The organism is Nocardioides marmoriginsengisoli (assembly GCF_003725695.1).
In the GTDB taxonomy this organism is placed as follows: Bacteria; Actinomycetota; Actinomycetes; order Propionibacteriales; family Nocardioidaceae; genus Marmoricola; species Marmoricola marmoriginsengisoli.
Genome location: NZ_RJSE01000009.1, coordinates 56,955 through 69,787, shown reverse-complemented (window position 1 = coordinate 69,787; position 12,833 = coordinate 56,955). Strand labels below are relative to the sequence as shown.

The window sequence follows — 12,833 nt, the reverse complement described above, 5'->3', positions numbered from 1 at the left end:
GGACCGGGCACCGGCCCGAGCAACCGACCGCTCCGCCAGAGTCCGGCCGGGCTCAGGTCCCCGCGGCCAGCAGCCGGTCCAGCTTGGCCTCGAGCCGGGCCACGTCGGCGCGGGTCGCCGACTGCAGATCGGCGCGCAGGGTCGCGACGATCGCACCGCCCGGTTCGATCGTGGCCAGCTCCACGTCGGCGACGCCGTTCGCGTTCTGCCGTCGCAGTGCCGCGTCCGCATCCGCCTGGCGCAGGCCCTCGTGCCGGAGCGCGTCGAGATCCCAGCTGCCGTTCTCGGCGATCACGGTCGGGGTGCCCTCCACCACCCGGGCGACGGCATCGCTGCGCCGGGTCAGCCGGACCACGACGGCGTTGAAGCCGATCAGGACGACCGCGCCGATGACACCCCCGAGGAGGGTGTTGTCCGGGCCGATGATCGCGTTCTGGACGACGTTGCTGACCAGCAGCATCACGACCAGGTCGAAAGCGTTGAGCTGGGCCAGGTCACGCTTGCCGGCCAGCCGGATCAGGACGGCGAGCACCAGGTAGACCGCGATCGTGCGGATCACCTTCTCGGCCACCGGAAGGTCCAGGTTCATCATGTCGTTCCACATGCGGGCATCGTCTCCCAGAAACCATCCCGGCGCCGATGCTCCGCAGCTCCGCGACGGTCGCGGCGCAGGTCGCGCAGCCGACCAGGTGTGCCTCGACCAGGCCGCGCCGGGCCTCTGACCCGCGCACGTAGCCGGGGAGCAGGCCGGCGATCCGACGGCAGCCGTCCGCGGCGCGGGCGTTCGTGTGCTGCGCGAGGTACGCGACCCGCAGCGCCTCGCGGGCCCGGAAGGTGAGCTGGGCGACGGCGGACGGACTGATCCCGATGATCTCGGCAGCCTCGGCGGTGCTGCGGCCCTCGACCGCGGTCAGCCACAGCGCCCGGCGCCACCGGTCCGGAAGGGAGGCGAAGGCGTCGGCGACGAGCTGGTCCTCGATCAGGTCGTCCCACGGTTCGTGGGCCGGGGCGAGCCGGTCGAGACCGGCGAGGTCGTCGACCAGGAGCAACCGGCGGCCCTTGGCCGAAGCGTCGTAGTACGAGTTGCGGATCGTGGTGACGAGGTAGGAGCGCAGCGCGAGCTCGGGGCCCCGGCCGCGGCGCAGCAGTGCGAAGGCGCGGGTGAAGGCCTCGGCGGTCAGGTCGGCGGCCTGACCGGGACCGGCGATCGCGGCGGCGATGCGGAGCACGGCGGAGTGGTGCCGCCGGTACAGCTCGGTGAAGGCGTCCAGGTCGCCGGAGCGGACCAGGTCCAGGCACTCGGGGTCGGTGAGGTCGTGCAGGTCGATGGGTGCGGGTGCAGCGGGCAGGATCGTCATACGGGCTCTGTCTCGTCGGGACTGGTGCCCGTCCAGCGTGCGCCGACGCAGCGGCCCCGCGGATGCGCCGAATTGCCTGTTTTCGCCCTCGGCGCGCGCTCTGGGACGATGGACCCGTGACCTCCCGACCGCCGGCAGCAGACCGCGCCGGCGCCATCTGGGTGGTCGCGGTCGGCGTCTACATGCTGGCCGTGTTCCACCGGTCCTCGCTGGCCGTCGCGGGCCTGGCGGCGACCGAGCGGTTCGACATCTCGGCGTCCCAGCTCGCGACCTTCACGATGCTCCAGCTGCTGGTCTACGCACTGATGCAGATCCCCGTCGGCCTGCTCGTCGACCGGTTCGGCTCCCGGGCGGTGCTGGCCTCGGGCGCGGTCCTGCTCACCGGCGCCCAGGCCGGGTTCGCCTTCGCCGACACCTACCCGCTGGCGCTGCTGGCGCGGCTCTTCGTCGGTCTCGGCGACGCGATGACGTTCATCTGCGTGCTCCGGCTGGTGAGCACCTGGTTCGCCCCGCGGCGGATCCCGGTGATGATCCAGGTCACCGGCCTGATCGGCCAGCTCGGCGCGATCACCGCCGCGGTGCCGATGACCTGGGCGCTGAGCAACCTGGGGTGGACCAAGTCGTACCTGGTCGCCGCGTCGCTCGGCATCGTGATGACCGCGGCACTGCTGCTGGTCGTCCACGACGCTCCCGACGCGCGCAACCTCCGCGGTCCGGCGATGCGGCCGGCCGCGATCCGGCGCAGCCTCGCCGACTCCTGGAGCCATCCCGGCACCCGGCTCGGGTTCTGGATGCACTTCAGCACCCAGTTCAGCGCGACCGTGCTCGGCCTGCTCTGGGGGTTCCCGTTCCTGGTCAAGGGCGAGGGTCTCAGCGAGCACGCCGCCGGCCTCCTGCTGACCGTGATGGTGGTCGCGATGATGGCCGCCGGCCCGCTGATCGGCTGGCGGATCACGCTGCTGCCCTGGCACCGCTCGACCCTGGTGCTCTCGATCCTGGTAGCGATCGTCGCGGTCTGGACCGTGGTCCTGGCGTGGCCGGGGGAGGCGCCGCTACCGGTGCTGGTGGTGCTGGTGGTGGTCACCGGGATCGGCGGCCCGGCCTCGGTGATCGGGTTCGACCTGGGCCGGACCTCGAACCCGCCGCACCGCCTGGCCAGCGCCACCGGGATCATCAACCAGGCGGGCTTCTTCGCCAGCCTGATCCTGGTGATCGCGATCGGCCTGATCCTCGACTGGCGGACGCCGGGAGCGTCGACCGACTACTCGCCCGACGCGTTCCGCTGGGCGATGAGCTTCCAGTACCTGCTCTGGGCGATCGGCCTGGTCCAGATCGTGCGCTACCGGATCAAGGCCCGGGCGCGGCTGCGCGTCGACGACCCGGACGAATGGGCGGCTCAGTCCGGGCTGATCTGAGTACGCTCCAGCCATGCCTCGAACCCGCGGTCGCGCGATCGGCGCGCTCGTGCTCGCCCTCGCCTTCGGCGTCGTCGGCTGCGGCGGTGACGAGAACCGGAAGGCGTCGCCGGAGCCGGCTCCCAGCAGCGCACCGAGCGGGACCGGTACGCCGACGGCGTCCCCGACCTCGGCCGGAACGCTCCGCCCCGGGCTGCCCAGCGACCTGCCGGCCGCGTTCCCGGTGGTCGCGGGCACGGTGACCGATCGGTCCAGCAGCGGCGAGGAGGGGCGCAAGGGCTGGAGCTTCCACGTGACGGTCCGCCAGGCCGTCGCCGGCTGCTTCGAGGAGGCGATCGTGAAGCTGGTCGAGGAGGGCTGGACCAAGCAGGGCGAGACGGCGGCCGGAGGGACGCGGCAGGCGCAGCTCACCAAGCCCGGGTACGCCGTCATCGTCGAGGCCGAGGCGGACGGTCGGGACGGATGCGTGCTCGGTTACCAGGTCGGGCAGGTGGGGGACTGATCTCGGGCGCTCGATAGGCTCCACGCGTGGTCCTCGCTGCGCTAGATAGGCTCCACGCGTGAGTGGCGATCTGAACATCCCTGACGCACCCGTCATCGAAGGTGCCGAGCACCTGCACTCCGGGAAGGTCCGCGACCTCTACCGGATGGTCTCCGGGGAGCACGCCGGGCGGCTGCTGATGGTGGCCAGCGACCGGATCTCGGCGTACGACTTCGTGCTGGACAGCACCATCCCGGACAAGGGCGCCATCCTCACCCGGATGTCGCTGTGGTGGTTCGACCAGCTGGCCTCGACGGTGCCCCACCACGTCGTCTCGACCGACGTCCCGGCGGCGGTCGCCGGTCGCGCGGTGCTCTGCGAGGAGCTCGCGATGTTCCCGGTCGAGTGCGTCGCCCGGGGATACCTGACCGGGTCGGGGCTGCTGGACTACCGCGCCACCGGCGAGGTCTGCGGGATCTCCCTTCCGGCCGGGCTCGAGGACGGCAGCCGCCTGCCGGCACCGATCTTCACCCCGGCGAGCAAGGCTGCCGTCGGCGACCACGACGAGAACGTCTCCTACGACGCGGTGGTCGGCGCCGTCGGTGCGGAGACCGCGGCGGCGCTGCGCGAGCTCACCCTCACGATCTACGGCCGCGCCGAGGAGATCGCCCGCGAGCAGGGAATCATCCTGGCCGACACCAAGTTCGAGTTCGGTGCCCGCAGCGACACGACCATCGTGCTCGCCGACGAGGTGCTCACCCCGGACTCCAGCCGGTTCTGGCCGGCGGCGGAGTGGGAGCCCGGCCGGGCGCAGGCGTCGTACGACAAGCAGATCGTGCGGGACTGGCTGACCTCCGCCGAGAGCGGGTGGGACCGCGCGTCCGGGGACCGGCCGCCGGCGCTGCCGGAGAGCGTGATCGCGCACACCCGGGCCCGGTACGTCGAGGCGTACGAGATCCTCACCGGCGAGAAGTTCTGAGGGTTTTCCACAGGCCCGCGCGGGCTTGATGGTGAGGATGATGACCGGTGTCCAACGGTCGCGCCGAAAGTTGTCGCCTCCTGTCAAAGACGCGGACCAGGATGGTGGCTAGGTTTACCCCATGCTGAATCTGTCGATCTTCCTCGAGGACTCCGCCCGCCGCTACCCCGACCGGGACGCCCTGGTGCTCGGCGAGACCCGGCTGACCTACGCCCAGGTCAACGGTGCCGCCAACCAGGTCGCCAACCTGCTGGTCGAGCTGGGTGTCGCGCCCGGCGACAAGGTCGCGCTGACCTGCCCGAACCTGCCGTACTTCCCGATCATCTACTACGGCATCCTCAAGGCCGGCGCCGTTGTGGTGCCGATGAACGTGCTGAACAAGGGGCGCGAGGTCACCTACTACCTCGACGACTCCGACGCGAAGGTCTACTTCTGCTTCCAGGGCACCCCTGACCTGCCGATGGGTGCCGAGGGCGCCGTCGGCGTCGAGGGCGCCGCCAGCCGTCCCGAGTTCATCGTGATCACCGCCGACCCTGCCGCGCCGTCCCCGGTCCCCGGCGCCCGGACGCTCACCGAGGCGCTCGCCGGCAAGTCCCCGGTCTTCGAGGCCGTCCTCGGTGACGAGACCGCCACCGCGGTGATCCTCTACACCTCGGGGACGACCGGGCAGCCGAAGGGAGCCGAGCTCTCGCACACCAACCTGGTGATGAACGCGCTGACCTGCAACCGGCTCTTCGGCTCGAAGCCCGGGAGCGACGTGCACCTGGTGACGCTGCCGCTGTTCCACTCGTTCGGGTCGTCGGTGCAGATGAACGCCGGCTTCTCGATGGGAGCGACCCTGGTGCTGCTGCCGCGGTTCGAGGCGGGTCCCGCGATCAGCCTGCTCCAGTCCGAGGAGGTCACCTTCTTCGCCGGGGTTCCGACGATGTGGTGGGGCCTGCTCGGCGCCTTCGACGAGAGCGTGGACGTCGCGAAGATCGCGAAGAACCTGCGGATCGGCGTCTCCGGCGGCGCCAGCCTGCCGGTGGAGATCATCAAGAACGTCAAGGAGACGCTGGGCGTCACCATCCTGGAGGGCTACGGCCTCTCGGAGACCTCGCCGGTGGCCACCTTCTCCGACCCGGATCGCGAACCGCGTCCCGGCTCGATCGGGATCCCGATCTGGGGCGTCGAGTGCAAGCTGATCGACGAGGACTGGAACGAGGTCGAGGGCGCCGACGCGATCGGCGAGATCGCGATCCGCGGCCACAACATCATGAAGGGCTACCTCAACCGGCCCGAGGCGACCGCCGAGGTGATGAAGGACGGCTGGTTCCGCTCCGGGGACCTCGCCCGTCGTGACGAGGACGGTTTCTACTACATCGTCGACCGCTCCAAGGACATGATCATCCGCGGCGGCTACAACGTGTACCCGCGCGAGATCGAAGAGGTGCTGATGACGCACCCCGACGTCTCGCTGGCCGCCGTCGTCGGCATCCCGCACGAGTCGCACGGCGAGGAGGTGAAGGCGTTCGTGATCCGCAACGCCGGCGCCGCGATCACCGAGGACGAGCTGGTCGCGTGGGGCAAGGAGCAGATGGCGGCGTACAAGTACCCGCGCATCGTCGCGTTCGTCGACGCGCTGCCGATGACGGCCACCGGGAAGATCCTGAAGCGCGAACTGGTCGACTGACCCGCCTGGAATCGGACCGTCTCCGCCGAACCGGCTGAGCGGATTTGCCTGAGCGCCTAGGCTCTAGCGCGTGTCCAGGGGTTCTCGGCACGCCCCGACGCACCGTCAGGGGCGGCACAAGGCGGCCCGTCCCGACCAGGTCGGTACGGCGCTGAAGCGTGCCCTCGTGGTGACGCTGGTCCCGGCCCTGATCCTCGGTGTGATCGGCGGCGTGCTCGCCAAGGTGGCCTCCGGGCCGATCAAGGACCTGGTCTTCAACCCGAGCGCGCTGCTCTGGGTCGTGGTCGTGCTGGCCGCAATCTGGGTGCTCTGGATCGCGCTGATCTGGCGGGTCTACTCGTTCAACCGGTCGCACACGGCCACCCGGGGGATGCGGGTCGCCGGAGCGCTCGGCGTGATGCTGATGTGCCTCGCGGTCACCGCGCCGATGGCCAAGGGAGCGCAGTACGCGCTCGTCCAGCGGGACCTGATCAATTCCGTCTTCGGCGGGAACTCGAGTGCGACCACCCCGAAGGACGCCACCGAGGAGAACCCGTGGGGCAACCGCAAGCGCGTCAACGTGCTGCTCCTCGGCGGTGACGGGTCGGTGCACCGGCCGGGGGTCCGCACCGACTCGGTGATCCTGGCGAGCATCGACACCCGGACCGGCAAGACGGTCCTGTTCAGCCTGCCGCGCAACCTGCAGGACGTGCCGTTCAAGCCCGGCTCCAAGCTGGCCGCGCTGTACCCGAACGGCTTCACCAACGGGACGGCGGACAACGCCGAGTACTTCCTGAACGCGGTCTACCGCAACGTCCCTGCCGTGCACCCCGGAGTGCTCGGCAAGACCGCCAACGAAGGCGCCGACGCGGTGAAGCTCGCCGTCGCAGGTGCCCTCGGCATCCCGGTCGACTACTACGTGCTGGTCAACCTCGCCGGCTTCCGCCAGCTCGTCGACGCGATCGGCGGGATCACCGTCAACATCAACGAGCGGGTGCCGATCGGCGGCAACACCGACGCCGGCATCCCTCCGGATTCCTACCTGGAGCCCGGCCCGAACCAGCGCCTCAACGGATTCAACGCCCTCTGGTTCACCCGTGGCCGGTACGGCTCCACCGACTACAAGCGGATGGAGCGGCAGCGCTGCGCGATCAACGCGATCGCGAAGGAAGCCAGCCCGACCAAGATGCTGAAGCGCTACACCCGGCTGGCCAAGGCCAGCAAGGAGATCGTCCGGACCGACATCCCGCAGAAGCTGCTGACCGCCTTCGTCGACCTCGCCGGCAAGGTGAAGAGCAAGCCGATCAAGGCCGTCGGGTTCGAGCGCAGCGCCGAGTTCGACCCGAACAACCCGGACTTCGACTTCATGCGGACCGCGGTCGCCAACGCGCTGAAGCCCGCCGTCCGGAAGCCGTCCGCCGGGGGATCGACCGGCACCCCGGGCAACGGGTCCACGCCGTCGTCGAACGAGACCCCGAGCAAGGCGAGCAACGCCGAGGACGACTGCGCCTACCAACCTGTCTCCTAGTCCTGCCCGAACGCAGCGCCTAGGCTGGTCGGCATCCCCTCTCCCCAGGAGCATCCGATGGTCGCGCCGTACCTGCTCTCCTCGTCCACCGTCGTACCGGCCTCGCTCGAAGCGGCCTACGACGGCGTCATGAACGCTCCGCTGGAGGAGCTCTTCCCGCACCGCGCCGGCGTGATCCCGCCGATCAAGGAGTGCACCGGGCAGGAGGGACCGTGGGCGACCGTCGGTCAGACCCGCACGGTCGTCCTCGCTGACGGCACCAGCAACCTGGAGACCCTGAAGAAGGCGGAGCGGCCCGGGGTCTACCAGTACCGGCTCACCGACTTCACCGGACCGATGAAGGCGCTCGTCGCGGCCGTCGACGGCCAGTTCTCCTACGTCCCCGAGGGCGACGGCACCCGGGTCACCTGGAGCTGGTCGATCACCCCGAAGAACGCGGTCGCGCGCCTGGCGCTGCCCGTCGTCGGCACCTTCTGGCGCCAGTACGCCGCCAAGATGTGGCCGCTGTACGCCGCCCGCCTGGCCTGACGCCGAGATCCCGCGCCGCCGCCCGTAGACTGGGGCCCGTCCCCGCATCCTTCTCCCTCCAGGAGCACCCCGTGGCCCGTGTCGTCGTCGACGTCATGCCCAAGCCCGAGATCCTCGACCCGCAGGGCAAGGCCGTCCTCGGCGCCCTGCCCCGCCTCGGCTTCGTCGGTGTCGCCGACGTCCGCCAGGGCAAGCGCTTCGAGCTCGAGATCGACGGTGAGCTCACCGACGAGCGGCTCGCCGAGGTCAACGAGATGGCGGAGAAGCTGCTCTCCAACCCGGTGATCGAGGACTTCAAGGTCTCGGTCGTCGCATGAAGGTCGGGGTCGTCACCTTCCCCGGCTCGCTCGACGACGCCGACGCCCGCCGCGCGGTCCGGCACGCCGGTCACGAAGCCGTGGCCCTCTGGCACGGGGACCACGACCTGAAGGGCGTCGACGCGATCCTTCTGCCCGGAGGCTTCTCGTACGGCGACTACCTCCGCTGCGGCGCGATCGCCCGCTTCGCCCCGGTGATGACCGAGGTCGTGGACGCGGCCAAGGGCGGGATGCCGGTCCTCGGCATCTGCAACGGCTTCCAGATCCTGTGCGAGTCGCACCTGCTGCCGGGCGCGCTGATCCGCAACGACCACCGCAAGTTCGGCTGCCTCGACCAGAAGCTGGTCATCGAGAGCAACCGGACGGCCTGGACGAACCAGTACGAGGTCGGCCAGGAGATCACCATCGTCCTCAAGAACGGTGAGGGGTCGTTCGTCGCGGACGAGATGACCCTCGACATGCTCGAGGCGGAGGGACAGGTCGTCGCGCGCTACGTCGGCAACCCGAACGGGTCCCAGCGCGCCATCGCCGGCATCAGCAACGCAGCCGGCAACGTCGTCGGACTGATGCCGCACCCCGAGCACGCCATCGAGGACCTGGTCGGTCCGGGCACGGACGGGCTGGGCTTCTTCACCTCGCTGGGCGCGCTGACGGTCTAGCCTCCGGCAGGACCTACCAGGTGCCCTTGCTGAAGGCACCCCAGGTGACCTTCGCGATGATGCCCTCGGTGGGCTTGATCCCGTTCGCGATCTGGTAAGCCCGCGCCGCCTTCTGGGTCGACGCGTCGTAGATCCCGGTGATCTTGATCAGGCCGGGCCCGCCGGCGTTCAGGGTGCGCTGGGCCCGGATCACGTCGGCCCCGCGGACGCCCGGCTTGAGCGTCGTACCGGAGTTCCCGGCGCTGAGCAGCGAGACCCAGTCGGCGCGGGTGAAGCCCTTCCGCACCGGGTGCTTGACCCGCTTCTGCCAGGAGGCGACGGCCTTGGTCGTCATCGAGTTCCACTTGCCGGTGACCGGCCAGGTGTAGAGCCCGCGCTGCTTGAGCAGGCACTGCAGCGGGACCACCATCCCGGGCCGGCGGGTCGGGGTGGCGTAGCGGTAGGTCCAGCGGTTGATCGACGCGGTCGTGCACTTGGCGTCGTACAGCTTGCTCCCCTCGGGGGTGCTGATCGGCGGGGGCGTGCTCGCCTGGCCGCGGAGGTCGAGGTAGTTGCGGTCGATGTTGATCGTCACGCCGCCCCACTTCTCGTTGTGGCCGCCCTGGTACTGGTGGATCCGCGCGCCGGGCCAGCCGTCGCTCCGGATGTAGGTCGAGTTCGTGTCGGCCTTGTCGTTCCAGTCGGCGATCCAGATCTGGTCCGGGAGGGCGACCTTGTTGCCGGGAGTGACCCGGGCGTCGTCCAGGATCTTCATCCCGGAAGCCGCGCTCGAGTACACGCCGGAGACGTAGCCGAGCTGATGGATCTGGTTGGTCCAGGCACCGAGGAACCAGAGCGAGGAGGCCTTGCAACTGGCGATCTTCGGGTTGAACGCCTCGAGGTCGTAGTACAGGGTGCTCCTCGGCACGATGCCGAGCCGCTGCGCGGCCGCGACGGCGATCCGGGCCTCGGCGCGGCCCTGGGAGCGGGCCTTCGCGTAGGTGTCCGCCGGGTCGGCGCTGATCCTGTTCTTCTGGTAGCGGTCGCGGGTCGTGCACGACGCCTGGGCGCCCAGGTGGATCGGCAGCAGCCGCCAGCCGGCTGCGAGCTGGGTGCGCACCCACGTGGGCGTGAGGTTGGTCTGCTTCTGGCAGAACCGCAGCGAGCCGGAGATGTAGATCCCGGCAGCCCGGAACGGCGAGCTCTTCCGCCAGGCGGTCATCGCGGCCTGGCTCGGCGCCTCGCACTGGTCGAATCCGTAGCCGGTGAAGTTCCCGGGCGTGATCGGGTTGGCCGTCGTGCTCGCGGTGAGGCGGGCGGACGAGGTCGTCACGGTGATCGCGACGACCGCGACGAGGCCGACGACGAGGGTCGTCACGAGGCTGTGCCGCAGGGCGGTCGCCAGGCGTGGCAGGGCTGACATCAGGAACTCCAAGCGTGGGGAAGTACGCGAGAACTCGGTCACCATAACCTCAGCAGTAACACCAGTAACAGAGGTTCGGACGAACTACAAACTTGTAATTCGTCCGGTTCGTCCCGCTCCTGCCCTGGCGCCGGGTCGCCGGTGGACCGCGCGCCGACGCCCGCGCCGGACCGGATAGATTTGGCCGTGACATCCCCCGATCCCGGAGCGCACCCTTCGTGTCTGAATCACCCGACGTGCCTGACGCCCCTCGCCCGACTCTCGACACCGTTGCCGTCGCGACCCAGGATCCGGGACGCGAGCAGCCCTGGGCCGACCTGGGCCTGAAGGCCGACGAGTACGCCGAGATCCGCGAGATCCTCGGCCGCCGCCCCACCAGCTCCGAGCTGGCGATGTACTCGGTGATGTGGAGCGAGCACTGCTCCTACAAGTCCACCAAGGTGCACCTCAAGCAGTTCTCCGAGATCCCCCAGGAGACCCCGGTCGGCAAGATGCTCGCCGGCATCGGCGAGAACGCCGGCGTGATCGACGTCGGCCAGGGCTACGCGGTCACCTTCAAGGTGGAGTCGCACAACCACCCGTCGTTCGTCGAGCCGTACCAGGGCGCTGCGACCGGCATCGGTGGCATCGTCCGCGACATCCTCGCGATGGGCGCCCGTCCGGTCGCGGTGATGGACCCGCTCCGCTTCGGCCCCCTCGACGAGCCCGACACCCACCGGGTGCTGCCCGGGATCGTGGCCGGCGTCGGCGGCTACGGCAACTGCCTCGGCCTGCCGAACATCGGCGGCGAGGCCGTCTTCGACGAGACCTACCTCGGCAACCCGCTCGTCAACGCGCTCTGCGTCGGCGTGCTCCGGCACGAGGACCTGCACCTGGCCAAGGCCTCCGGCGTCGGCAACCAAGTGATCCTGTACGGCGCCCGCACCGGCGGCGACGGCATCGGCGGCGTCTCGGTGCTCGCCTCCGAGACGTTCGACGCGGACGGCCCGGCCAAGCGCCCGAGCGTCCAGGTCGGCGACCCGTTCATGGAGAAGCTGCTCATCGAGTGCACCCTGGAGATCTTCGCGGCCGGGCTGGTCGCGGGCATCCAGGACCTCGGCGGCGCGGGCCTCTCCTGCGCCACCTCCGAGCTGGCGAGTGCCGGCGACGGCGGCATGCACGTCGAGCTCGACCGGGTGCCCCTGCGCGACTCGACGCTGGCACCCGAAGAGATCCTGATGAGCGAGTCCCAGGAACGGATGATGGCGGTCGTCGAGCCCGCCGACGTCGAGGCGTTCCTGGCGATCTGCGCGAAGTGGGACGTCGAGGCCGTCGTGATCGGTGAGGTCACCGACGGCGAGCGGCTGATCATCGACTGGCACGGCCAGACCGTGGTCGACGTCCCGCCGCGGTCGGTCGCGCACGACGGACCGACGTACAACCGCCCGTTCGCCCGGCCGTCCTGGCAGGACGCGCTCCAGGCCGACGGCGCCGAGAAGCTGGCCCGCCCGGCGACCGGCGACGAGCTGCGGGAGACCGTGGTCCGCCTCGCGGCCAGCCCGAACCTCTGCGACAAGTCGTGGATCACCGACCAGTTCGACCGCTACGTGCTCGGCAATACCGTGCTCGCGCAGCCGAGTGACAGCGGCATGATCCGGATCGACGAGGAGACCAACCTCGGCGTCGCCGTCTCCACCGACTGCAACGGCCGGTTCGCCAAGCTCGACCCGTACGCCGGCGCCCAGCTCGCGCTGGCCGAGTCCTACCGCAACGTCGCCACCGGCGGGGCCAAGCCGCTGGCGATCAGCGACTGCCTGAACTTCGGCTCGCCGGAGGACCCGGACGTGATGTGGCAGTTCGCCGAGGCCTGCCGCGGGCTCAAGGACGGCTGCCTCGAGCTGGGCATCCCGGTCACCGGCGGCAACGTCAGCCTCTACAACCAGACCGGCGAGACCGCGATCCTGCCGACCCCGGTGGTCGCCGTGCTCGGGGTGATCGAGGACGTCACGAAACGCACCCCGACCGGCTTCCAGGCCGCGGGCGAGGCGGTCTTCCTGCTCGGCGAGACCCGCGAGGAGCTCTCCGGCTCCGAGTGGGCGAGCGTCGTGCACGGCCACCTGGGCGGTAAGCCCCCGGTGGTCGACCTGGCGGCGGAGAAGGCGCTCGCGGAGCTGCTCGCCGCCGGCGTCGGCCTGCTGACCTCGGCGCACGACCTCGCCGACGGCGGTCTCGCGCAGGCCCTGGTCGAGTCCGCGCTGCGCCACGACGTCGGGGTCAGCGTGGAGCTCGCGGGCGACGCGTTCGTGGGCCTGTTCGCGGAGTCCGCCGGTCGCGTCGTCGTCACGGTGGCCGCCGCTGACGGTGCCGCCCTGGAGGCGCTGGCCGCCGGCCACGGCGTCCGGGCGACCCTGCTCGGCACCACTGGCGGCGACGCCCTCGAGGTCGCCGGGCAGTTCACGCTGCCGATCGCCGAGGTCCGCGAGGCCTGGTCCGCGACCCTCCCGGCTGCGCTGGCGTAGTCGAGCGCTGGCCCGGT

The 12,833-nt window shown here is 70.4% G+C and carries 12 protein-coding genes; 9 read left to right on the top strand and 3 right to left on the bottom strand.

The features are described from left to right. Positions 1-52: 52 nt before the first annotated feature. Complete coding sequence (locus tag EFK50_RS19030) at positions 53-589, bottom strand: DUF421 domain-containing protein (RefSeq protein WP_246004238.1); 537 nt, start codon at positions 587-589, stop codon at positions 53-55. Further along, positions 495-1,358, bottom strand: coding sequence for an RNA polymerase sigma factor (locus EFK50_RS19025; RefSeq protein WP_123229580.1), 864 nt, complete (start codon positions 1,356-1,358; stop codon positions 495-497). Before EFK50_RS19025 ends, EFK50_RS19030 begins: the two co-directional genes overlap by 95 nt. Positions 1,359-1,474: 116 nt before the next feature. Here EFK50_RS19025 and EFK50_RS19020 point away from each other — a divergent pair, with 116 nt between their 5' ends. The 8 genes from EFK50_RS19020 to purQ all read left to right on the top strand — a co-directional run bounded on the left by EFK50_RS19020 (position 1,475) and on the right by purQ (position 8,916). Beyond that, the gene (locus tag EFK50_RS19020) at positions 1,475-2,773 is read left to right on the top strand and encodes an MFS transporter (protein WP_246004237.1); all 1,299 of its coding nucleotides are present in this window, start codon (positions 1,475-1,477) and stop codon (positions 2,771-2,773) included. Between the two features lie 13 nt (positions 2,774-2,786). Further along, positions 2,787-3,275: an RAD23 family protein gene (locus tag EFK50_RS19015; RefSeq protein WP_123229178.1), complete on the top strand. Its 489-nt coding sequence runs from the start codon at positions 2,787-2,789 to the stop codon at positions 3,273-3,275. Positions 3,276-3,333: 58 nt separating this feature from the next. Next, entirely contained in the window at positions 3,334-4,233 is a 900-nt protein-coding gene (locus EFK50_RS19010; protein ID WP_123229177.1) for a phosphoribosylaminoimidazolesuccinocarboxamide synthase, read from the top strand. A gap of 121 nt (positions 4,234-4,354) precedes the next feature. Further along, complete coding sequence (locus tag EFK50_RS19005; protein ID WP_123229176.1) at positions 4,355-5,905, top strand: long-chain-fatty-acid--CoA ligase; 1,551 nt, start codon at positions 4,355-4,357, stop codon at positions 5,903-5,905. A gap of 70 nt (positions 5,906-5,975) precedes the next feature. Then, positions 5,976-7,412: an LCP family protein gene (locus EFK50_RS19000; protein WP_148046235.1), complete on the top strand. Its 1,437-nt coding sequence runs from the start codon at positions 5,976-5,978 to the stop codon at positions 7,410-7,412. A gap of 57 nt (positions 7,413-7,469) precedes the next feature. Then, positions 7,470-7,940 carry an SRPBCC family protein gene (locus EFK50_RS18995; protein WP_123229174.1) on the top strand — a complete coding sequence of 157 codons (471 nt, stop codon included), beginning with the start codon at positions 7,470-7,472 and terminating at the stop codon, positions 7,938-7,940. A 71-nt stretch (positions 7,941-8,011) separates the two neighbouring features. Beyond that, positions 8,012-8,257, top strand: coding sequence for a phosphoribosylformylglycinamidine synthase subunit PurS (gene purS / locus EFK50_RS18990; RefSeq protein ID WP_123229173.1), 246 nt, complete (start codon positions 8,012-8,014; stop codon positions 8,255-8,257). Continuing rightward, positions 8,254-8,916: a phosphoribosylformylglycinamidine synthase subunit PurQ gene (gene purQ, locus EFK50_RS18985; RefSeq protein ID WP_123229172.1), complete on the top strand. Its 663-nt coding sequence runs from the start codon at positions 8,254-8,256 to the stop codon at positions 8,914-8,916. Before purS ends, purQ begins: the two co-directional genes overlap by 4 nt. 13 nt (positions 8,917-8,929) lie before the next feature. Here the strand turns inward: purQ and EFK50_RS18980 are convergent, their stop codons facing one another. Then, entirely contained in the window at positions 8,930-10,318 is a 1,389-nt protein-coding gene (locus EFK50_RS18980; RefSeq protein WP_183407920.1) for a glycoside hydrolase domain-containing protein, read from the bottom strand. A gap of 236 nt (positions 10,319-10,554) precedes the next feature. On the opposite strand from EFK50_RS18980, the gene purL reads away from it, so the two are divergent. Next, the gene (gene purL / locus EFK50_RS18975) at positions 10,555-12,816 is read left to right on the top strand and encodes a phosphoribosylformylglycinamidine synthase subunit PurL (protein ID WP_123229170.1); all 2,262 of its coding nucleotides are present in this window, start codon (positions 10,555-10,557) and stop codon (positions 12,814-12,816) included. Positions 12,817-12,833 lie beyond the last annotated feature (17 nt).